General features: G+C 45.8%; 18 protein-coding genes. 10 read left to right on the forward strand and 8 right to left on the reverse strand.

Features of this window, described 5'->3' with window-relative positions; genetic code table 11:
• Positions 1-106: 106 nt before the first annotated feature.
• Positions 107-814 carry an MgtC/SapB family protein gene (locus tag IEX62_RS14240; RefSeq protein ID WP_188776207.1) on the reverse strand — a complete coding sequence of 236 codons (708 nt, stop codon included), beginning with the start codon at positions 812-814 and terminating at the stop codon, positions 107-109.
• A gap of 431 nt (positions 815-1245) precedes the next feature.
• On the opposite strand from IEX62_RS14240, the gene IEX62_RS14245 reads away from it, so the two are divergent.
• From IEX62_RS14245 to IEX62_RS14260, 4 genes are all read left to right on the forward strand, one after another.
• Positions 1246-2091: an amino acid ABC transporter substrate-binding protein gene (locus IEX62_RS14245; RefSeq protein WP_188776208.1), complete on the forward strand. Its 846-nt coding sequence runs from the start codon at positions 1246-1248 to the stop codon at positions 2089-2091.
• Positions 2092-2241: 150 nt separating this feature from the next.
• Positions 2242-2910, forward strand: coding sequence for an amino acid ABC transporter permease (locus tag IEX62_RS14250; RefSeq protein ID WP_188776209.1), 669 nt, complete (start codon positions 2242-2244; stop codon positions 2908-2910).
• Between the two features lie 136 nt (positions 2911-3046).
• Positions 3047-3799 (forward strand): amino acid ABC transporter ATP-binding protein, encoded by a 753-nt coding sequence (locus IEX62_RS14255; protein ID WP_188776210.1) that lies wholly within the window; start codon positions 3047-3049, stop codon positions 3797-3799.
• A gap of 309 nt (positions 3800-4108) precedes the next feature.
• On the forward strand, positions 4109-5128 hold the full coding sequence (locus IEX62_RS14260) for a Gfo/Idh/MocA family protein (RefSeq protein ID WP_188776211.1): 1020 nt from the start codon (positions 4109-4111) through the stop codon (positions 5126-5128).
• 317 nt (positions 5129-5445) lie between these two features.
• Here IEX62_RS14260 and dctA read toward each other — a convergent pair whose 3' ends face one another.
• Positions 5446-6840 carry a C4-dicarboxylate transporter DctA gene (gene dctA, locus IEX62_RS14265; protein ID WP_188776212.1) on the reverse strand — a complete coding sequence of 465 codons (1395 nt, stop codon included), beginning with the start codon at positions 6838-6840 and terminating at the stop codon, positions 5446-5448.
• 540 nt (positions 6841-7380) lie between these two features.
• On the opposite strand from dctA, the gene brfA reads away from it, so the two are divergent.
• On the forward strand, positions 7381-7611 hold the full coding sequence (gene brfA / locus IEX62_RS14270; protein ID WP_188776213.1) for a ribosome rescue factor BrfA: 231 nt from the start codon (positions 7381-7383) through the stop codon (positions 7609-7611).
• Here brfA and IEX62_RS14275 read toward each other — a convergent pair.
• The 3 genes from IEX62_RS14275 to fabV all read right to left on the reverse strand — a co-directional run bounded on the left by IEX62_RS14275 (position 7608) and on the right by fabV (position 11652).
• Positions 7608-8909 carry an MFS transporter gene (locus IEX62_RS14275; protein ID WP_188776214.1) on the reverse strand — a complete coding sequence of 434 codons (1302 nt, stop codon included), beginning with the start codon at positions 8907-8909 and terminating at the stop codon, positions 7608-7610. The genes brfA and IEX62_RS14275 overlap by 4 nt on opposite strands.
• A 557-nt stretch (positions 8910-9466) precedes the next feature.
• On the reverse strand, positions 9467-9790 hold the full coding sequence (locus IEX62_RS14280; protein WP_188776215.1) for a DUF3817 domain-containing protein: 324 nt from the start codon (positions 9788-9790) through the stop codon (positions 9467-9469).
• Between the two features lie 668 nt (positions 9791-10458).
• Positions 10459-11652: an enoyl-ACP reductase FabV gene (gene fabV, locus IEX62_RS14285; RefSeq protein WP_188776216.1), complete on the reverse strand. Its 1194-nt coding sequence runs from the start codon at positions 11650-11652 to the stop codon at positions 10459-10461.
• 445 nt (positions 11653-12097) lie between these two features.
• On the opposite strand from fabV, the gene IEX62_RS14290 reads away from it, so the two are divergent.
• A complete protein-coding gene (locus IEX62_RS14290; protein ID WP_188776217.1) occupies positions 12098-12520 on the forward strand; it encodes a LysM peptidoglycan-binding domain-containing protein in 423 nt (140 codons plus the stop codon).
• A gap of 502 nt (positions 12521-13022) precedes the next feature.
• Here IEX62_RS14290 and IEX62_RS14295 read toward each other — a convergent pair.
• From IEX62_RS14295 to fdhF, 3 genes are all read right to left on the reverse strand, one after another.
• Entirely contained in the window at positions 13023-13754 is a 732-nt protein-coding gene (locus tag IEX62_RS14295) for a hypothetical protein (protein WP_188776218.1), read from the reverse strand.
• A gap of 635 nt (positions 13755-14389) precedes the next feature.
• Complete coding sequence (locus IEX62_RS14300) at positions 14390-14881, reverse strand: helical membrane plugin domain-containing protein (protein WP_188776219.1); 492 nt, start codon at positions 14879-14881, stop codon at positions 14390-14392.
• A gap of 161 nt (positions 14882-15042) precedes the next feature.
• Positions 15043-17985, reverse strand: coding sequence for a formate dehydrogenase subunit alpha (fdhF, locus tag IEX62_RS14305; protein ID WP_188776220.1), 2943 nt, complete (start codon positions 17983-17985; stop codon positions 15043-15045).
• A 353-nt stretch (positions 17986-18338) separates the two neighbouring features.
• Here fdhF and IEX62_RS14310 point away from each other — a divergent pair, with 353 nt between their 5' ends.
• The 4 genes from IEX62_RS14310 to IEX62_RS14325 all read left to right on the forward strand — a co-directional run bounded on the left by IEX62_RS14310 (position 18339) and on the right by IEX62_RS14325 (position 21967).
• Positions 18339-18686, forward strand: coding sequence for a Na-translocating system protein MpsC family protein (locus IEX62_RS14310; protein ID WP_188776221.1), 348 nt, complete (start codon positions 18339-18341; stop codon positions 18684-18686).
• Positions 18687-18690: 4 nt separating this feature from the next.
• Complete coding sequence (fdhD, locus tag IEX62_RS14315; protein ID WP_188776222.1) at positions 18691-19518, forward strand: formate dehydrogenase accessory sulfurtransferase FdhD; 828 nt, start codon at positions 18691-18693, stop codon at positions 19516-19518.
• Between the two features lie 119 nt (positions 19519-19637).
• Positions 19638-20651 carry a GTP 3',8-cyclase MoaA gene (gene moaA / locus IEX62_RS14320; protein ID WP_188776223.1) on the forward strand — a complete coding sequence of 338 codons (1014 nt, stop codon included), beginning with the start codon at positions 19638-19640 and terminating at the stop codon, positions 20649-20651.
• Positions 20652-21091: 440 nt separating this feature from the next.
• Entirely contained in the window at positions 21092-21967 is an 876-nt protein-coding gene (locus IEX62_RS14325; RefSeq protein WP_188776224.1) for a formate/nitrite transporter family protein, read from the forward strand.
• The last annotated feature ends 82 nt before the right edge of the window (positions 21968-22049 follow it).

The following is a 22049-nucleotide window of genomic DNA, read 5'->3' on the forward strand; positions in this document are numbered from 1 at the left end:
TGACAAGAAAGACTGTGCTTGCTTACCCATTGGAGTAAGCGAGCACAGTCCTTTTTGATGAGTTATTTTCTTGAAATACCAGTACTAACAGCCGCAAAGCGAATGCCTATTCCAGATGAACACGGCGCACGTCCGGTTGAGCCTGCACAATTAATAGCACATCAGCAACCTTCATCGCAGCAGGGAATTTAATCTCAAGCACCAGCTCAATCTGAGATTGTAGCTGATGATCGTGAATATCGCTGTTACTCTGGGTCGCTTCATCGGTACGCGATTGAATACTTTGCACCTGTACAGAATTTTCCTCCAGCACTTCTAATAGATTTTCTACGGGATCGGTATGGTTTACTAGATGGACGGTCAGCTTATGTGAGCGAGAGCTCATTGCAGGTGAAGAATGTCCATGCATCGCAAATTGTATGAGCAGGATCAATGCAGCGACACCAATGCCGACCGCATACATACCTGCACCCACTGCCATCCCGACACCAGCTGTAGCCCAGATTCCTGCTGCTGTAGTCAGTCCCTTGATGCGCTGCTTATTCATAAAGATCGTACCTGCACCGAGGAAGCCAACACCGCTAACAATCTGTGCTGCCACACGCGAAGGGTCAAGCGATACATTCTCCCAGTTGCCCATATCGGTAAAGCCGTATTTGGAAATAACCATCATCAGCGCAGCTCCGACCGACACAATGAAGTGAGTACGAATGCCTGCTTCCTTGTGACGACTTCGACGCTCATAGCCGATCATTGCTCCGCATAGACCGGCAATAATGACCCTTAGAATATGTTCTAATGTGATCCATATCATTGCATAGTCCTCCTTTTTTTATCCTTTTCCTGTAAGTGTAACCGCCTACATGGGAAGCCGATAAATGCTATGAAATGAAGGTTTGATTAAAACCAACTAATTTTATCGGAAAAACAGTTGACGTAGCATGGAAGACGGTGTACTATTCAATTTGCAGTTCGTTATTTTTTGAGACCAGATTAAAAAGGGTACGTCACTTAATGGAACTGGTTTATAAAAAAACGAAATTATATTGCTACTGGAACGCATATACAATATGGCGTAATCAGGGCGTTTCATAACCGATACCGGAAGAGAAATAAGCATTGCAGGATAGCACTAGCAGCAGTGAAATTGGCTGGATCTGATTGTGAACTTCCTGATATGTGTATTAAACGGATAGGGACGGTTATAAACGAATGATTCATATCACCGAGGGGAGTCTTACCAAGATGAAAAAATGGAGTTCTTTAACACTAATGCTGATTCTGACCATGCTCGTAATTGCAGCATGTGGTAATAATGCGAATACAGCTACAACAGGCAGTGGAGAGCAGCAAGCTCAAACGGAAAGTAGCGCATCCACCTCCGGCGCAGCGACACTGGAATCGGTAAAAGCAAGCGGCAAGCTGCGTATCGGTACAGAAGGAACATACGCACCATTCACATACCACGATGAATCCGGTAAACTGACTGGCTTTGATGTGGATATCGCGACTGAAGTAAGTAAGCGTATTGGCGTGGAGCCAGAGTTTATTGAAACACAGTGGGACGGTATGATTGCTGGTCTGGATGCGAAGCGTTTTGACACAGTGTTCAATGAAGTAGGTATTACGGAAGAGCGTCAACAAAAATACCTGTTCTCCGATCCATACATTTCTTCTAAAGCAGTTCTTGTTGTAAAACAGGATAACAACGACATCAAATCGTTTGCTGATTTGAAAGGTAAAAAGTCTGCACAGTCTTTGACAAGTAACTTTGGTAAAATCGCTGAACAAAACGGTGCAGAGCTTGTATCTGTAGACGGTTTCCCACAAGCGGTTGAGCTGCTAGCTTCCGGTCGTGCTGACGCTACAGTTAACGATAACCTTTCATTCCTTGATTTGAAAAAACAACAGCCAGATGCTCCAATCAAAGTTGTTGCTGAAGAATCGAATGCTTCTCAAAGTGGCGCGATCTTCAATAAAGGTAGTGAAGATCTGGTTAAAGCTGTCGATAAAGCGATGAAAGATATGGTTGCCGATGGTACTTATCTGAAAATTTCTGAGAAATACTTTGGTGAAGATGTTTCCAAATAAGCTATCCGGTTTATAACTGAACAGCAGTACCGGTTCCGATATCTTGATGATCGCTTATGATCATCAAGATATCGTGCTTTCTAGGTATAATTTTTGTGAATGTAATTAGATTATAAAATACGAAGTTGTATTATTCAGGGAGGATAGAAGATGACTGATCGACAGATACAGATTGTAATCGATTCCTTTTGGCCCTTACTCAAAGCAGGGTTAATGTACACATTACCGTTGGCAATAGCCTCTTTTGTATTAGGTCTGATCGTAGCCGTGCTAACTGCATTGGCAAGAACATCCGGTATACGAATTTTAGATTTTATTGCTCAATTTTATGTATGGATTATCCGTGGTACACCATTACTTGTACAATTATTTATCATTTTCTATGGCTTACCATCTGTAGGTATCATTTTACCGCCATTCGTTGCTGCATTAATTGGCTTTACGCTCAGTGTAGGTGCATATGGCTCGGAAATTGTGCGTGCTGCTATTCAGTCGATACCAAAAGGGCAGTGGGAAGCCGCTTACTCTATCGGCATGACACGCGGACAAGCTTTGAAACGTGTCATTTTGCCACAGGCTGCTCGCGTGTCTGTACCGCCACTATCTAATTCCTTTATTAGCTTGGTAAAAGATACGTCACTAGCTTCTGTTATCACCTATATCGAGATGTTCCGACAATCCCAACAGATTGTAGCAAGAACATATGAAGCGCTTGTTCTTTATACTGAGGCGGCTGTAATTTATCTTATGTTCACGTCTGTATTGTTTGTCCTGCAAGGATGGTTAGAAAAAAGATTGAGCCGTTTTTCTGCTCAATAAAGTAACTCCATCGTAGCTCGTATGCTACGATCTGATACACATTTTACTAACTCAGTCTCTATATATTATCTAGGTGGACACAAATCGCTTTACATCCTACTTGATGATTCTGTCTGCAAAGGAGTGACATTCCATCATGCTTGAAATTCGCAATCTACACAAAGCATTCGGCTCACTTGAAGTACTCAAGGGGATCGATGTGGATCTGGAAAAAGGTAAAGTGCTTGTGATCATCGGCCCGTCAGGTTCAGGTAAAACAACGCTGCTGCGTTGTATGAATCTGCTGGAGCTACCGGATCAAGGATCGATGAAGCTGAGTGACCGTAAGCTAGAATTCAAGTCCGGGCGCAAGCTGCCGACTCGTGAAGTGACCGAGCTGCGTAAGCGTACCGGTATGGTATTCCAGTCATATAATCTATTTCCTCATAAAACAGTAATTGAGAACATTATGGAAGGCCCAGTTATCGTCCAGAAAAAAGACCGTGCTGCCGCCCGAGCTCACGCACAGGAACTGCTGACAAAAGTCGGTCTTGCCGATCGTGGCGATTATTATCCGCATCAGCTATCCGGTGGACAGCAGCAGCGTGTCGGTATCGCACGTGCGATGGCGATGGAGCCGGATGTATTGTTGTTCGATGAACCGACCTCTGCGCTTGATCCAGAGCTTGTAGGCGAGGTGCTGCGCGTCATTAAGCAGCTTGCACAGGAAGGACGTACGATGGTCATCGTAACGCATGAGATGAAGTTCGCGGCAGACGTAGCGGATCATGTGATTCTGATGGATGGTGGTTACATTATTGAGCAGGGGCCGCCTCAGCAGGTCATTAATAATCCGCAGAGTCCACGTGCTCAGCAGTTTATGAATCGTATTGCAGGTGAAGATATTTAATAGACGCTTTTACCCATTTCGCCTGCTTTGCTATACGATCATGCTATTTTTCTAAAAAATTTTATTGAATAGATTGTAAATCAATCATCCATTTATTTCACCTGATTCAGCCTATATATGGGGCAATTGCATCGATGCTTGCCTATATATAGGCTGAATTTCGTATAGAAGTGAAGTGTTCTCATTCGCTGTTGTCCGTTTTCTATTATGGTTACGCATACAAAAGCTGGATAATTGGTTGCATTTTCGTTAAGATAACTGTGGAACATATCATTGTAACCAACTTCAATCGTGGGAGGAATGGGATTCATGAGTAAAGTCAGAGTAGCAGTAGTGGGATGCGGAAGTATTTCGGAGCGTCGCCACATTCCTGAATATGCAGCACATCCAGATGTAGAATTGGTGGCTTTTGCTGATCCGATTGTGGAGCGTGCAGAGGGCTATGCGAAATTGTACAATGCGAAAGCCTATAGCGATTATAAAGAGCTGCTGGCGGCTGGTGGGTTCGATGCTGTAAGCGTATGCACACCAAACGCGCTGCATGCGGAAGTATCGATTGCGGCTGCAAATGCAGGGGCACATGTACTGGTTGAGAAGCCGATGGCGGTATCGAATGAAGAAGCACTGGAGATGATCGCAGCAGCGGAGAAGAACAATGTGTTCTTGATGGTTGCGCATAATCAGCGTCTGATGCCTCCACATGTGAAAGCGAAGGAAATTCTGAAGCAAGGTCATCTGGGTCGTGTACTTACATTCCGTACAGCTTTTGGTCACAGTGGTCCAGAAGGCTGGAGTATTGATGGTAAAAATAGCTGGTTCTTCCGTAAAGGTGAAGCGGTTATGGGTGCGATGGGCGATCTCGGCGTACATAAGTCCGATATGATCCGCTGGCTGCTGGATGATGAAGTTGTTAGCGTAAGCGCATTTATTGGAACGCTTGACAAAAAAGATACAGATGTAGATGATAACGCGATCTGCCTGTTGCGTATGGGCAGCGGTGCGATCGGCTCGCTCGTCGCTAGCTGGACATCCTATCGCGGTGAAGATAACGGTACTGTGCTATGGTGCGAAAATGGCGTGATGAAGATCGGTACAGATCCAGTAGATCAGGTAATCGTAGAGCTGACCAATGGCTCGATTGAGCGTTATCAAGTTGGTGCAATTGCAACGAATGATAAGCAGGTAACAAGTGGCGTCATGGACGAATTCATTAGCTGCATCCAGAACAATGTAGCACCGATCATTTCCGGTGAAGAAGGTCGTCGTTCGCTGGAGGTTATTCTGGCAGCATTCCGCTCACAAGAAGAAGGACGTACGATCGATCTGTAATAGGATAGTAGTTATAGTGCTGTATGGATAGCAGGTGTGAGGAAGAGGATAGAAAGGTATGCTTCATCGAATAGGGTATTGTTTAGCCGATTACGATCTAAGCTGCTATTCTATGATTTATTCCATCTTCAGCCAGCAATCCAGCAGCGTATACCGATAAGAAAGCCGACAGGAGTGTATTCCTGTCGGCTTTTGGTTATGGTGCTAGATAGTTGCTTTTACGTTTGAGCACAGCTCTATTTATATGGACATGTCAGCAGATACACAGATGTGTCTCAATATCACTATAGGTGTGATCAGCAGGAGGCTGTTAGCCTTTAAGACTTATTGATCACTGGCGTACGGTACACGGTGCTCGCAGACTCCTCTGTAGCTACTCGATGACTGGCTACTTTATGATCAGCAGGCTCCAGCTTGTCTTGTCTCGTAGCTGCTGCCTCTGCTGATAACTCTTCCTCACTCATCGCGCCAGACAGAACGGCCTTCATACGATCGGTATCCAGCATGCCTTCCCATTTGGCGACGACAAAGGTTGCTACACAGTTACCCATCAGGTTCGTAAATACACGCATCGTATCCATAAAACGATCCGCTCCGAGCAGTAGTGCAACGACTGCAACCGGGAATGCATTGAGCGCCGCTGCGGTCGCGGATAGAGCGAGGAACGCAGAACCAGGCACACCAGCCATCCCTTTCGAGCTAAGCATCAGTACAGCTAGAATTGTAATTTCCTGCATTAGGGTAAGCTCAATGCCAACCGCCTGTGCTAGAAATACGGTAGCCAGCGAGAGATAGATCGAGGCACCATCCAGATTGAAGGAATAGCCTGTCGGTACAACAAGCCCAACGACAGCGCGATTACAGCCGGCGCGAGTTAGCTTGTCCATCATTCTCGGCATAACGACCTCTGAAGAAGCTGTACCAATCGCCAGCATAATCTCCGAGCGAGTATAGCGTACGAATTGCAGTAGATTCATTCCGGTAATCCACCATGCTGCCAGTCCAAGACAGACGAGGAAGACGAGGGCGGATACATAGCACGCAATAATGAGCATTCCATACGAGGCAAGTGTTGATGCGCCATAAGCGCCTACCGTATAGGCAATCGCACCGAACGCACCGAGTGGAGCCAGCTTCATAATATAGCCGATTACCTTGAAAATAAGCTCCATGATGTTATCGACGAGTGTCAGTACATTTTGCTTAACTGCTCCTTCGCTAGCCGCCAGCGCTGTACCGAACAGACAGGCAAGGAGAAGCACCTGCAACAGAGCATTTTGAGCAAAAGCATCGACCGCGCTTGTTGGAATAATATTCATAATAAAATCTACGGTATGCGGCAATTCAGCCCCGCCTGTTTTGGCAGCAATAGCATTGGGATCGAGCGTAGCTGCATTGATATCCATACCTGCACCTGGACGCATCCAGCGTGCAGCGACCAGTCCAAGCACAAGAGCAACTGTCGTTGCAATTTCAAACCAGAGAATCGCTTTAAGCCCGATTCGGCCTACTGCCTTTAGATCACCTGCTTTGGCGATACCAGCGACTACAACAACGAAGATAAGCGGAGCGATTAGCATTTTGATCAGCTTAATAAAGCCGGTTCCGAGTGGCTGGAGCATTTCACCAAAGTTTGGCCAGACGATCCCTACCCCAATACCGATAATAACCGCCACCACAATTTGAAAAAACAACGACTTGAAAAATGACATAATCCGCCTCCTCCATAATGGTCATACGTAAATGTCAGTCATAAACATAAAGCCTGCTATAGTTGCCTGGTTATATAGATAGACTGTGCATGCTAATAAAATAGAATAGGTTGATAGCATAGCTATCAACGTCACGATCTATAGGCTATGCTCCTACGCAATCCACAGTATTCTTACGATCCTTTCTATTTATTCACTGCTCAAGTTAGGTTTTGTGTACATCGGCTTTCTTTTGAAACCTTATGTAGCTTTTTATAACATGATCATAGTTCGCATAACAGAAGATTTGATATCTTTTAATCCGATGCACAATCCATATTGCGAAAATTGAACCTGAAAACAAAAAAATAACGAACAACATGTAAAATTAATTTACAAATTGTTCGTTATTAATTGAATAAAACCATATATCTTATAATGAAACGAAGAAATAAACTGTAAAATCTATAATCTATTGATTAATGCTCACATCCTGTGTTATTTTAGAAGTGCAAAATAAATACTCTAAATATTGATCTACAGATAAGGAGAATATTCATTATGGCACGTACACAAACACAAAAAGCCGTGCGCAAAGCACAACGCAGCGGCAATCTGGCACCTGATTTTGGTCGCAAAACAAATGAAGCCTATGGAGCGATATCCCAGCATACACGCATCAAGCCAGGCAAGCAGGAAAAATTACAAAAGCTCAAACACAAGAAGCAGATCCTACGAGATGATGCTTCTTTTTTATGGTGTAGAATGAATGGGTGTAGAATCAGTGCCTAATCAAAGTTACGAATCCCTTTTGTACATAACCCTGCAACGAGTAATAGCATACCGATAATCGAAAACAAAGCAATCGTCCATATCCCACCCCTATAATCAGCAAGCCAGCCGACGAGCAGGTAACCAAATGGTAATAATGCATAGGAGCCGAGTAGATCGAGACTCGCCACACGTCCAAAGCTTTCAATCGGTACTAGCTCCTGTAGACTGGTCTCCCAGATCAGCGCAAACATCATCATGCCGAATCCTTCTAGCACCATGACAAGCACCAGCCCCGGTGCCCACGAAACGATCGAGAGCAGTAGTAGCGCTACACCACTCAATATTGCCCCACCATACCCGAGCCAGCCACGATGACGCCAGCGACTGCGCGAGCCGAACAGTAATGCAGCCAGCACGGCACCAACTCCTGTACCCGCCATTGCCAATCCATACACAACCGGAGAAAAGCCGTAATGAATTTTGAACAGCCACGGCACGAGTATGGCGATAATTCCTTGAAAGCAAATATTAAGGAGCGAGAAGATGACAATCGTAATCCATAGCCACGGATGCAATTTTAAAATGCGAAACCCTTCCAGCAGATCGGACATCATCGAGCTTTTTGTCGTTTTATCCTGTGTAAGGGTCTGCTGTTTGGTCTGCTTACGAGAGGAAACGTAGAATCTGCCGAGCCCAATAAAACAGGCTAAGGAGATCAGATACGTGAGTGAATCAAGTGCAAATCCGCTTCCCGGCGATGTGAACGTCACGATAAGTCCACCTATGGCTGGGCCGAGTAAGCGAACCGCCTGAATGCTCATCTGACTGAGCGCATTGGCTGCATTTCGAATATCTGGCGTGAAGATTTCGGCGCGTAGAGCAGAATAAGCCGGAACGAAAATACCATCCATTAATCCATACAGAGCAAGCCCCACATACAAGACGGGCAAGGACAATTGATCTATAAACATCAGCACCGCAGCGGTCAGCATGATCAGAAAACGAGTCGCATTCGTTAACCAGATTAAGCGCAGCCGATCCGTACGATCTACAATCCAGCCAGATACAGGTAAAATGAGCACATTGGGCAACATATAGATCGTCATAGCCAATCCCATCATCGTGGACGAGCCGGTTAGATTATAAATGACAATCGGCAAAATAATCATCGTAACCGAGCTGCCCAGCATCGCAATCCATTGACCTAGCCATAGATAGGTGAACGCTCTGGATTGACGAATCGGAGAAAGTAGCTTTGCCAGCGCGGAGCTGGCAGTGGCTTTAGGCGGTGTAGAGATGTAGCTATCGTTTTGCATGATACCTCCTTATGATACCTGTTGTAGTGTGGATGGCGATAAACGAGTAAGGAGCGGAAGAAGCGAACAATCCATATAGAACGATCGATATAAAGTTTTATTCGCAGCTACAGCTCCACTCCAAGCTAAATATCCAGCTAAACAATAAAGCTGTGGTCAAACTCATAGTAGGTAGTTCTAGTTACTGCTTATTATGTACTCCATGCAGTGTACCCCGACTGTTCGATTCAGACAATCCCTTACATAAAAAAAGCTCCTCTCACAGGAAAGTGAAGGGAGCTTCAGGTGCAATACGTAGTTGGAGCAGAGCAATGATTTCAAACGATGCGTTAAGTAGAATGGGATGCGCTAATTAAGAACATATACTTTTAGTTGAGAAACAGCGATACGGTGTATATTTTGACTACAATGACGGTATCGATGGTGAGTACAGAGCAATAAACACTGAACATGACAGGTAAGTGAATACTGAAATAGCATAAAAGTATAGCCTATGATCCACTCGTATGCTTGTATCTGACCTCTAGCCGATTGAGCTTATAAGTATGAGAGTGCAATCAACCCTTTTGTACTTCGGTTGCAGGCAGCTCAGGTGCAGTATGACGCTGTAAGTAGCGATCAAATACAAATGGGCCGAAAGGCAGCAGTGAAGCGATAAAGGCTAGAACAGATTGCTTGAATGTGATTTTGCGCAGGATCAGTGTAACAGCGATCGCAGCGACATAAGCGACAAATAGGATACCGTGAATCATCCCTACGTATGTAACCATTAGCGGCTGGTTAGCCAGATACTTAAGTGGCATTGCAACTAGCACGAGAAGCAGATACGAGATCGCTTCTACATGACCAACCGTGCGAAGCGTTTTGAGCATATTTCCCATGTGGAGACTCCTTTTTCCATCTGTATGAGTAAGCACAGATTTGATGTACACATTTTAACTGGCTATAGTTGTTTAATAATTGTATATGAGTGCGTACATTCTCGTCTGGCTTCCAGGAGACAGATGGCTGAATATAGTAGATTAATTGCAATTTGAATAATTTAAATATAGCGTAAATTCACATCCTATAGGCAGACTTAAAGTTACAATATTTTGAACCTGTAAGCGATTGTATATGGTGATAAAACATTGTTAAAAGAATTTTATGGAATAAATATGACATTATTAAAATATCGAATGTGTCGCTTCTGCAATGGTAACGATCTAGTTGAACAGGTTTAAGCAGTGTCTTAATTTCCTGTATGCGTAGTGTAATGCATTGAGTATACTTTTTCGAGATACGAGATACGAGATACGAGATACGAGATACGAGATACGAGATACGAGATACGAGATACGAGATACGAGATACGAGATACGAGATACGAGATACGAGATACGAAGCATAAAACCATTATAAGAACTTATTGAAAATAACAAGATAAAAAAGAAAAGCCTGACGCTCCGTTGCTAATCTCACAACGTAAGCATCAGGCTTTTGAATGATACAATACTCATCATTATCTTTCAATGACCATCCTTTGATAGCCATCCTTTAAAAAATCTTCTTAATACTTCGCGTTAGGCACCTTCACATCCGGATCAAGATCGGCTTCGTAATCGACACCATCGGTTTCAAAGCCGAACAGTTGGAAGAATTCTTTGCGATAGCCTTCCAGATCAGTCAGCTCGTATACATTATCAGTAGTGAGCTGGTTCCAGATCGTAGATACCTCGGACTGTACATCATCGCGCATTTCCCAATCATCCAGACGCAGGCGATCCTTCTCATCAACTGGAGTGTCCCCTCCATTGTACAGACGATCCGCGAACATACGGTACATCTGCTCAATACAGCCTTCATGGATGCCTTTTTCCTTCATTACCTTGTACAATGCGGACATGTAAAGAGGAACAACTGGAATAGCGGAGCTAGACTGGGTTACCAGTGCTTTACATACGGCTACATACGCTTTGCCGCCTTTGGAGCCCAGCTCCTCATTCATCTGACGAGCGGTTGCTTCCAGATGATCCTTTGCCTGACCGATCGAGCCTTGACGGTAGATGGCCTGTGTAATGTTCGAGCCAATATAGGAGAAGGCAACCGTTACAACATCATCTGTCAGCACATCCCCAGCGCTCAGCGCATCGATCCACGATTTCCAATCGTCGCCGCCCATCACGCGTACAGTTGCTTCGATCTCTTCTGGTGTTGCTGGCTCGATGCTGATCTCGCTCACTTCACCTGTGTGGAAGTTAACCGTTTTATTCGTGTATGTTTCACCGATCGGTTTGAGTGTGGACGTGTACGTTTCGCCTGTATTCGGATCGGTACGACGCGGTGCAGCTACACTGTAGATGACCATATCGACTTTACCAAACTCTTTGCGAATCGCTTCAACGGTATCTGCTTTCAGCTCATTCGTAAATGCATCGCCGATCACGCTAAATGATTTTAAGCCTGCTTCCTGTGCAGCCTGTTCAAAAGCAGCAGAGTTATACCAGCCAGCCGAAGCCGTGCGACCTTTGACAGAGCCGCCATCACGGTATACACCAATTGTGTTTGCACCTGCACCGAATGCTGCCACAATGCGTGCAGATAGTCCGTAGCCAGTCGAAGCGCCGATTACGAGCACATTACGTGGGCCTTTTACCGCAGGCTTTGATTTTACATATTCGATCTGCTCCTGTACCTGACGTGCACAGCCAGCAGGATGAGCAGTCGTACAAATAAAACCACGCGTTCTCGGTTTAATAATCATGAGTATAATTCCTCGCTTTCGTATATATAGGGATATTAAAGTCATTGTTATGCATACTCGCCTATTGTAGCATTTTTTCGGTCATATAGCACCTGGTACCAAATGGAGAAGAATGGACGTAGGAGAATCTATTGGTTAATTAGAAGCGGCACGATGTATGCGGGTGTGAATGGTGGATGAGGCAGGTCATTTTATGTGGATCAACGATCATGTCCAAATTTTGAAAAATTGCGAAATAGCGTTTAAAATGTAGATAGGTTGGTTAACTATATATCGGAAATATTAATTTTGCAAAATATAATAAATTTATTATTAGATAGGCTTGCAATATTCTTAAATTAGTTGTATATTAGATTCATAAGGTTACGAAGTGGTTATAAGTTACCTATGTAAAGTTAATTACATTTTTAAAAAATATAAAAAAATTGAAGAGGAGCCATTACTCATGAACACAAAATTCAGTAAAATCCTGATGTCCGCTACTTTAGCCGCTACACTTGGTGCAGTTGCCATTGCCCCAATCGGAGGTAGCCACGCATACGCTGCAACTGACGATCAATCGAACCATGACAAACGTAAAGACAAAGAAGAGCGTATCGCTGATAACGCAGCATTCCTGGCTGCACAAGAAGCTCAATTCCAAGCACTGTTTGGTACACAGGAAGATAACAGCAGCACAACAACACAGGAGCCTGCCAACTCCCAAGCACCAGCTACTGATGCAACAAACAAAACAATCACTGTTGTTGTTCCACAAGGTGCCAGCCTGACTGATCTTGCTGCTCAATATGGTGTAACTGTAGACGAGCTGGTTGCTGCCAACAACCTGCTGCCTGCTGGATTCCAACTGACTGTTCCACAAAAATAAGAACGTTTTGCTAGACAATGATTATTGAATACTATTTAGTGTATAAAGCTTATCTATAAAAGATTCCCCACTTGTATCGATAAGCCAGCTACATCCTTGATTGGATGAAGCACTGTTTGTACAGATTCTGTGTATACTCCTGTGTCGGATAACTCGTCCCCTTGTTTCTTCCGGAGCGCAGGAGTATCACAGAACTGCAATGATGATTCAATGAAAAGTTCCCCTTTTCAATGTTGAAATCGGCCAAAAACCCCTTGTCTGCTGCATCTGCCAAATGCAGCTGGGCAGTTCACATAAAAAGCTGACGTCCTCCCCTGAACGTCAGCTTTTTTTGCGTGTATACAATTAAATAAATAGGGTGTTCCGCAGCATAGAGTTGCCAAGCTGCAATAGTACAATTGATTCAAGCCATACAATACATTCCACTGCACTCTATGCGGGCGATGATGGATTTTGTACAAGCAGCTCATCGTGTAACTGATCTAACTCCCTGCGGTTTGTTTTAACGAACCAGATAGGAAGTAGTCAATGGTACGAATAATACTGAGCCTGGATCATATTCTGTGCTTTCTACAAAGACAGCCTTGACGCCTTTGACATCAACATCAACACCTGTCATACCTTGATCAGCTGTCAGAGATAAAGTTTTGAGTACAGTGCGATCGCCGTCATAGATCGTAATTTTCTGATTACCGCTTAGCAGAGCCATCTCAAGATGGAGCGTGCTGTATTTGTTGTCTGTCATGACCTGGAAGTCACGGAAGGATTGAGGCTGATCGTTAATATAAACCTCTTTGTAGTCTTTACCTTTGTACACGGTTTTGGCCGGATCCTTGGTACGCAGTGAAGAGCTTTCCATTGCAGTAGAGCCAAGCTGGCTTAATGTTGGTTTACTGGACGAAGGTGTTGTCGTTGAACCGCCACCAGTGCTACCACCTGATGTGCTACCGCTACCGATGCTGATCGATGAGGTAGCGCTATCATAATTGACCGGAATGTCCATCAATTGACCAACTGCGCGAACCGGCAGGTAGGTTGTACCGTTGTACGTAATAGGCAGAACCTTTTTACCATTCGCATCGGTAAGCTGAGCGGATGTACCATTCACGGTAAAAGAAAGTGCACTGTTGAGATATGCGCGAATCGGCTGGAGGCTAGTTGCCGCGATTGCGCCTGTTCCAATCCCCAACGTCAGTGTAGCCGTAATAAGTAATGCGGTGCCTTTTTTAATCATTATTATTCCTCCTTAACAAGTTGAATTCAGACTTCACTGCATCATGTAGAAAGAGTGCAAAAAGAGTGACACGCAACGAGATCGGGGAGTGTATACTGCGCGATAGTGGAAGTATGTTGTTAGGTGTATGTAAAAAGCAGTAAGTCGGATACTTTATATTTACATAGGCTTGTAAACATTGTCAATTACTGATAGCAAGGCTCACATTAGGCTAGATTAGGTATCAGCACTTCCATCATGTTATATGGATCGCTTATTGGGATGATAAAGGCGTACTATTCTTATAGAAGGAAAATATCTAGAAATGTATCGATTCAGGTGCAAGAAAAAGTTATAAAAAAATGGCGGCTGTCTACAAAATGGCGTACTAAATATGAATAACCATATACAAATAACGATCTGACTATCGCTTATACTATCGCATGTATAGGAACGCTCATAAGTATAATTATGAATAAAATAAACAACGGAGGCGCTACATATAGCGGTCTCCGTTGTTGAGATTATGGTTTTTTCCATACAAAAATAATACGGAATTAAAATAATATCTGGTGAAAAGTAATAGCTGCGCTCCGTTTCAGGATTGCGATCAATCTCTGTAAGTGAATAAAGCACAGATCAGATAGATGCATCGTTTAATGCTGAGAAGGCGTATCCTTTTTCAAGCCCTTACCAAGCCCCTTCATAAAGCGCAGACCAAATCCGAGCGCGCGCTGGATGTCAGGGTCCTTGAGTGCACGGAGCATCGTCATGAAGCCGATCTTTTCCGTTTGTGGACGAGCGGCTTCCTGTAGTCCTGCCTGTACACTGTTCATGAGCTGGGCAGTCTGGGCAGGATCAACAGCAGTTAATGCACCTGCTGCTGCCATCCCGTTATTGATCAAGTTCGTAATTTCTTTACGCGATACCTGACCAAGTACGATTTCGGCAATTTCAGCTTTAGCTTTGAGCATCGATTCAGCGGCTTCCAGCATGCCGCTGCTTTCTAGCTCACGTAAAATGGACAGCGAGCGCTCTAATGCTGCATTGGACGCAGCCAGCTCCTTTTGCAGCTGTTCAATCGTCTGTTGCTGTTGCTCCTGCTCGGTGAGCGTCTTCTTGCGAATTGCTGTAATGGGTGCAGCCATGTGCAATGCTCCTTTTAGTCCGTATTAATATCGTGAGGCGAATCGATACGAAGGCATACGTGCAAACAATTAAAATGGGACGGCCACCAGGTGGCTGACCACGTATACACGTGTGCGTATGCCCTCGTTCATCCGTATTTGCAACCCGTTAGGGCGCTGTGTTACATATCCACGAGCGATACGTAGTCAGGACGATCCCATTTCCGCTGTACTTCAACGCCATTTTGCGGGTGGCGCTTTTTGTAGCGTGGATTAATTTCCGGTAACGGGTTCACGCCTTTGACATTCAGAATTTGCATGCGTACCTTGGTCTGCTTGTACGCTGGTGTATGAGTACGCACATCAACCGCAGAGCCTGTCAGCAGATTGACCGCTGTCTCGTGGCTAACCGAGTGCATAGGTACATAAATTTCCTGTCCACGCACACGATCTGTAACGACCGCACGCAGCTTGATGGCTCCATATGGAGATTCGAGACGTACAAGTGTACCATCCTCAACGCCGCGCTCTGCCGCCAGCTCTGGGGACACCTCCACAAATACCTCGGGCAGCTTGCGGTTAATTCCCTGTGACTTGTTCGTCATATTGCCTTCATGGAAATGTTCCAGCAAGCGACCATTGTTCAGCGTCAGATCGAATTCGGCAGGATATTCAACAGGCGGTACATAGTCCACCAGTGAGAAGCGCGCTTTTTTATCCGGGAAATGGAAGCCGTCTGTATACAGAAGCGGCGTATTCGCACCATCGGATGCGCCCCAGTGGAAGCTACCCCAGCCTTCCAGTACATCATAATCACATTGTGCGAAAAACGGTGTTAGACTCGCCATCTCTGCGAAAATCTCGGATGGATGCGTATAGCCCCAGTCAAAGCCAAGCTTCTTCGCTAGCTGTGTCGTGATCCACCAGTCTGGCTTGGAATCGCCAAGCGGCTCCAGCACTTGATACAGGCGCTGCACACGGCGTTCGGTATTGGAGAATGTACCGTCCTTCTCCAGCGATGGAGCGGCTGGCAGGATTACATCTGCAAATTGAGCTGTTTTGGATAGGAATACATCCTGCACGACGAAAAATTCAAGCTGGGACAGCATCTCATGCACATGATTCACATTCGAGTCGATCCATGCCATATCCTCACCAACCAGATACATTGCCTTCATCTCGCCACGAGCGATACCATCCACCATCGCAATATTGTCTTTACCTGGTAATGGTGAGATTGGTACACCGTAAGCCTGTTCAAACTTAGCACGCGCTTCGTCATTCGATACATGCTGATAGCCCGGCAGCCATGGTGGCAATGTGCCCATATCGCATGCACCCTGTACATTGTTATGTCCACGCAGTGGGTACGCGCCTGCACCAGGGCGCATATAGTTGCCTGTAGCGAGCAGCAGATTGGAGATCGCAGCAGATGTATGGGAACCCGCGATATTTTGTGTGACACCCATGCCCCAGCAGATCGCTGTTCCATCGGCATCGCGAATCATTTCTGCAATGTTGATCAATTCTGCCTGAGCGATACCGGTCACTTCTTCTGCATAAGCGAGCGTATACGGCTCGATCAGCTTTAAATAATCCTCATATTGATTCACATGTTGCTGGATAAAGTCTGGCTGATGCCAGCCCTGCTGGATCATATAGTTCGTAATTGCGGTAATCCAGACAAAGTCTGTGCCCTGCTTTGGACGGATGAACAGATCGGAACGCTCTGCCATCTCATGCTTGCGCAGATCGGCAACAATCAGCTTTTGTCCGTGCAGCTTGTGCGCGCGCTTGATGCGAGTTGCCAGTACCGGATGACCATCCGCAGGAGCGCAGCCGATCAGAATAACCAGACCTGCCGCAGCGATATCCTTGATTGTGCCTGCGTCACCACCGATGCCAACTGTCGACATCAGACCATCGGAAGCTGGAGATTGGCAATAACGGGAGCAGTTATCCACATTGTTCGTCTGGAAAATTTGGCGAGCGAGCTTCTGGATCACGTAGTTTTCTTCGTTTGTAATTTTGGAGGACGAGATAAAGCCGACTTTATCACTTCCATGCTCATTGCGAATAGCATTCAGGCGGTCAGCTACATAGGTTAACGCTTCATCCCATGTCGCTTCCACGAATTCTGCACCCTGACGAATGAGTGGCATCGTCAGACGCTGATCACTATTGACGAAGTCCCAGCCAAATTTCCCTTTCACACAGGTCGAGATGGCATTGACCGGCGCATCATGGGTAGGCTGTACCTTTAGAATTTCGCGACCTTTGGTCCAAACTTCAAAGGAGCAGCCTACGCCGCAGAAGGTGCAGACTGTTTTCGTTTTGCGTGTGCGTGTATCACGCATTGCCGCTTCAACCTCGGAGATTGCAAAAATACCGCTATAACCCGGTTCAACCTCCTTGATCACATCGATCATCGGATTCAGCATATTTTCACCGATACCGGACATAAAGCCAGCCTGACCGAGCATGGATTTCTCCATCAGTGCATTACATGGGCAGATCGTAACACATTGTCCGCAGCTTACACAGGATGATTCATTGATCGCTACACCATCATCCCAGACGACACGAGGGCGATCCGCTTCCCAATCAATGGATAGCGTTTCGTTTACCTGCAAGTTCTGACATACCTCTACACACTGACCGCAGGCGATACACTGGTTCGGATCATAGCGGTAAAAGGGATGTGACATATCAACTTCGTTGGCAGGTGCCTTGGGCTTGTATGGGTACTTCTGATGCTCGATGCCCATCGCTTCAACGGTATTGTGCAAGGTACAATTGCCGTTATTGTTATCGCAAACGGTGCAATACAGCATATGGTTTTCGAGTAGACGATCCATGCCTTCCGTCTGTGCCGCTTTGGCAGAAAGGGAATCGGTCTGTACGCTCATGCCTGCGGTTACAGGAGTAGAGCAGGCGCGAGTTAGCTTGCCATCGATTTCGACGATACACGTATCGCAGGTCTGAATCGGATCAACCTCAGGCACATAGCAGACCTGTGGATGCTGAATCTGTGCTAGATTGATCGCTTGCAGGACGGTCATGCCTGGCTGGGCTTCATAGTCTTGTCCGTTAATGATAAGTTTGACGGATGAGGATTCGTTCATGTGGAGACTCCTTCGTTATCAATTTGCAGGTGCATTATCGGGTTCGGGGTGAAAACGGCATAAAAAAACTCCACCTTAAAGTCGACGCCTGGATCAGGCAGCAAGTTTAAAGTGGAGTAATCCGTTAGCAATGACATACTAACCAATCAACCCAAAATCATTGACAATCATGTGACTAAAAATATTATACTCCTCCTGTAAAGAAATTCAAGACACAACTTGTTCAAACTTAACATGATAGGTGATACACAAGTCGTAAATCTTCAGAAAATAAAGCAACACTTGAATTTCAGAGGATCAGGTGTATGATCATTAACGTACTGTTGAGCAACAACAGGCAGGGAGGAACGGCGATGAAAAAAGAGGCAGCATTTAACGAGATTGTACGTAAAGTGCGTAAGGATACATTTGGCAAAGGGCCGGAGCGCATTCATACGACCTTTGTTGATAATATGGCTATTACGAAGATGTGGGGCAATTTTACACCGACAGAGAAATTTATTGCCGGGACGGCAGAGGGCAAGGAGATGGTGCACCGCGCACGTACTCAAATGGTGCAGAAGCTATATGAGCAGCATGTACCGGACGGAATGGAGGAGCTATGCGGTTCAAAGCTTCAACATCTGTTTACCGATATTAAAGTGGAGGATGATTTTGCCATCTCCGTGTTTGTGTTTGAAAAAAATATTGAACAGGGATGATATCATGGACGCGGAGTTTAAGCAGCAACGCACAATGATCCGCTATGAAGGCGGACGATTCGAGGAAAAGCAGGATCTAGTCGTATCGGAGCAGCCGATTACCGTCAAGGTGAATGGTGAGGAGTTTGTCACACTTGTATGCACACCCGAATATGTGGAGGATATGACGATTGGCTTTCTCGCATCAGAAGGTGTGATCCAGCGATATAGCGATATCAATGAGCTGTGGATGCAGGAAGAGGAAGGCTTTGTGCATGTGCGTACGGATCGCTGGAAGCCACAGCATCGACAGCTATTCACCAAGCGGTATATTACATCCTGCTGTGGAACAAGCCGTCAGGGGTTTGTTTTTTTCAACGATGCACGTACAGCGAAGCGGATGGATGAAGTTAGAGTACAGCTTACTTTTCAGCAATGCTTTGCGCTGATGGATGAGGTGCAGCAGCAGAGTGAGCTATTCAAGCAGACCGGTGGTGTACACACGGCGGCATTATGCGATCCAGATGGAGTGGTACTCGCTCGTAGCGATATCGGTCGTCACAACGCACTGGACAAAATTTACGGCTGGTGTCTGAAAAATGATATGAATCCACAGGGGAAAATTATCGCCTTTAGCGGACGGATTTCCTCGGAAATTTTGACCAAGGTATCGAAGATTGGCTGTGAGGTTATTTTATCCAAGTCGGCACCGACTGAGCTGGCGCTTGATCTGGCAGATCATCTTGGCATTACGACAGTAGGCTTTATCCGCGGCGACAGCTGTAATGTGTATACACATCCTCAGCGTTTGAAAGAATATGCGGACAAGCAGGAAAGCACTGTGTTATTCTAAAAGGAATCACTTTCAGGCGATATCGCCCTGAATCGCCGGCGCAATGACGCGTCTGGCTGAGGCAGGCGGTAGGCGCCTTATTATATATCGGGCATGGAGCGAGGATTGGAGGAGAGACGATGGCTATCTATGATCAGCATAACCGTATCATGCGGGATTTACGGATCTCCGTCACAGACCGCTGTAATTTCCGTTGTCGGTATTGTATGCCGGAGGAGATTTTCGGCAAGGACTATGCTTTTTTGTCCAATGAGCATGTGCTGAGTGAGGAAGAGATTGGGCGTATGGCAGCGATCTTCGTTGGACTCGGCACGCAAAAGCTGCGCATTACAGGCGGCGAGCCGCTACTGCGCAAGGATCTTGCTAGCATTATTGAGCGATTGTCGTCACTCGGGGCAGAGGATCTATCGCTGACAACGAATGGCAGTCTGCTTGCACGTAAGGCAACCGAGCTGAAGGCAGCCGGACTACACCGGATTACGGTCAGTCTGGACAGCCTGGAGGACGATCTATTCCTGAAAATGAATGGTGGACGCAGCCGCGTGAAGCCTGTGCTGGAAGGCATTGATGCCGCGGCAGCAGCTGGATTATCGGTCAAGGTCAATATGGTCGTTCAGCGTGGCTTTAATGAGGATGCCGTCGTACCGATGGTGAATTATTTCCGAGAGCGCGGTCATATTTTGCGCCTGGTTGAATATATGGATGTAGGGAATACGAATGGCTGGAATCGGGAGCATGTGGTCAGTAAGCAGGAACTACTGGATCGGATCGGCGAGCATTGGCCGCTGGAAGCGATGGCGCCGAACTATGCTGGAGAGGTAGCGACACGTTATCGTTTTACCGATGGTAAAGGGGAGGTTGGCTTTATCTCGTCCGTAACTGAAGCCTTCTGCGGCTCCTGTACACGAGCGCGATTATCGGCAGAGGGCAAGCTGTATACATGCTTGTTTGCGACCAAGGGGCATGATCTGCGCGCCCTGCTACGCTCCGATATGACTGATGCAGAGCTTGCACAGCATGTATCCGATATCTGGAATGGTCGACATGATCGATATTCACTGGATCGCGGAACTGAAGCAGCGCCAGATCGTCAGGGTGGCAGCAAGGTTGAGATGTCTCATATTGGCGGATAAATCTGGAAAGCAAGCCCTTCAGCAGGTAATGAAAATAACAGCTATACGATAGCAATGGAAAATAGAGGGCGATTGCCTTCTATTTTTTTGTCACAATATTGACAAATAAAAGGTAGTCCATTACTCTTAGAAAGCAGCTAAAGCTGGCTTGGAGCGGATTCATGTATTGTCTCGGCTCTAAGCGTGAATGCAATACCGTTGATTGATGACCTTATACGTGAAAATGTAAGGGAATTAACCAGCATTACCGGTTCCTCTGTATGTTATGACACATGTCTTATGTCAGCAGGATGAGGGCTTGTTATGGTGGTTTTTTGTGCTGTAATGATTCGCTGTTTGGCATTGCAATCTGGCGCCGGAAATGTAATCACAATGAGCGAGTCCCTGTCTGCACACAACCGTATGCTAACAACGAAGATGACATGGATGGAGGATATACAATGGCTTATTATACACCGCAGGAAATTATGAAGATGTCCGCTGAGGTTGGCTTGAAAAAATCCAAGCTGCCAGTATGGACGGTACTGATTCTTGGTTTTCTGGGCGGAGCCTTTATTTCACTAGGATTTCTCGCGGATATTCGCGTAATCGGAACTGCTCCCAAGGAGCTTGGCTCGATCGCTGGATTTTTCGGAGCAGCTGTATTTCCAGTTGGCTTGATGCTGACTGTACTGGCAGGAGCAGAGCTTCTGACGGGTAATATGATGACAATGGCTGCGGCACTATTTTCCAAAAAGATCGGTATTGCTCAATTGCTGAAAAACTGGGTGCTGGTACTCGTTTCTAACTTTGTCGGTGCCATTGCAGTTGCCTACTTTTTCGGGCATGTGGTTGGACTGGTAGAAGGAGATTTTCTCGCGAAAACACTGTCGATCGCACATGCCAAAGTTCACGATGGTTTTGTGGAATCCTTTATATCAGCGATTGGCTGTAACTGGCTCGTTTGTCTTGCCGTCTGGATTGCTTATGGCAGTAAAGATTCGTTTGGCAAATTTGCAGGCATCTGGTTCCCGATCATGGCGTTTGTCGCGATTGGCTTCCAGCACGTTGTAGCTAACATGTTCATCATTCCGGCAGCGATTTTTGCAGGCTCGGACATTACATGGCTTCAATATATCGAGAACTTTGTACCTGTATTTCTCGGTAATGTTGTCGGGGGTTCGATCTTTGTCGGACTGGCGTATTTCCTGGCTTACCGTCATACCTTTGATAGCGCGGCAGCTCCAGTGGAACAGACCACAGCAACGACGGCTTCGGCTTCTGCACGAGCGATTCCAGACGCTAACTTGAATAATACGCGTGCAGTGAAGCACTAAACCATCATCCTTTTTATCAAAAGGGAACGATGACATGATCGACGATAGGTTTAGGCTTCTCTATACAATAAAGCACAACAGT

This window comes from Paenibacillus hunanensis, assembly GCF_014645615.1.
Taxonomy (GTDB): domain Bacteria; phylum Bacillota; class Bacilli; order Paenibacillales; family Paenibacillaceae; genus Saccharibacillus; species Saccharibacillus hunanensis.

Coding starts and splice junctions, on each gene's coding strand:
- IEX62_RS14310 (WP_188776221.1), top strand. CDS start 18,339: ATGAAAAAAGAGGCAGCATTTAACGAGATTGTACGTAAAGTGCGTAAG.
- IEX62_RS14250 (WP_188776209.1), top strand. CDS start 2,242: ATGACTGATCGACAGATACAGATTGTAATCGATTCCTTTTGGCCCTTA.
- IEX62_RS14245 (WP_188776208.1), top strand. CDS start 1,246: ATGAAAAAATGGAGTTCTTTAACACTAATGCTGATTCTGACCATGCTC.
- fdhF (WP_188776220.1), bottom strand. CDS start 17,985: ATGAACGAATCCTCATCCGTCAAACTTATCATTAACGGACAAGACTAT.
- IEX62_RS14240 (WP_188776207.1), bottom strand. CDS start 814: ATGATATGGATCACATTAGAACATATTCTAAGGGTCATTATTGCCGGT.
- brfA (WP_188776213.1), top strand. CDS start 7,381: ATGGCACGTACACAAACACAAAAAGCCGTGCGCAAAGCACAACGCAGC.
- IEX62_RS14295 (WP_188776218.1), bottom strand. CDS start 13,754: ATGATTAAAAAAGGCACCGCATTACTTATTACGGCTACACTGACGTTG.
- fdhD (WP_188776222.1), top strand. CDS start 18,691: ATGGACGCGGAGTTTAAGCAGCAACGCACAATGATCCGCTATGAAGGC.
- dctA (WP_188776212.1), bottom strand. CDS start 6,840: ATGTCATTTTTCAAGTCGTTGTTTTTTCAAATTGTGGTGGCGGTTATT.
- IEX62_RS14325 (WP_188776224.1), top strand. CDS start 21,092: ATGGCTTATTATACACCGCAGGAAATTATGAAGATGTCCGCTGAGGTT.
- moaA (WP_188776223.1), top strand. CDS start 19,638: ATGGCTATCTATGATCAGCATAACCGTATCATGCGGGATTTACGGATC.
- IEX62_RS14290 (WP_188776217.1), top strand. CDS start 12,098: ATGAACACAAAATTCAGTAAAATCCTGATGTCCGCTACTTTAGCCGCT.
- IEX62_RS14255 (WP_188776210.1), top strand. CDS start 3,047: ATGCTTGAAATTCGCAATCTACACAAAGCATTCGGCTCACTTGAAGTA.
- fabV (WP_188776216.1), bottom strand. CDS start 11,652: ATGATTATTAAACCGAGAACGCGTGGTTTTATTTGTACGACTGCTCAT.
- IEX62_RS14275 (WP_188776214.1), bottom strand. CDS start 8,909: ATGCAAAACGATAGCTACATCTCTACACCGCCTAAAGCCACTGCCAGC.
- IEX62_RS14300 (WP_188776219.1), bottom strand. CDS start 14,881: ATGGCTGCACCCATTACAGCAATTCGCAAGAAGACGCTCACCGAGCAG.
- IEX62_RS14280 (WP_188776215.1), bottom strand. CDS start 9,790: ATGGGAAATATGCTCAAAACGCTTCGCACGGTTGGTCATGTAGAAGCG.
- IEX62_RS14260 (WP_188776211.1), top strand. CDS start 4,109: ATGAGTAAAGTCAGAGTAGCAGTAGTGGGATGCGGAAGTATTTCGGAG.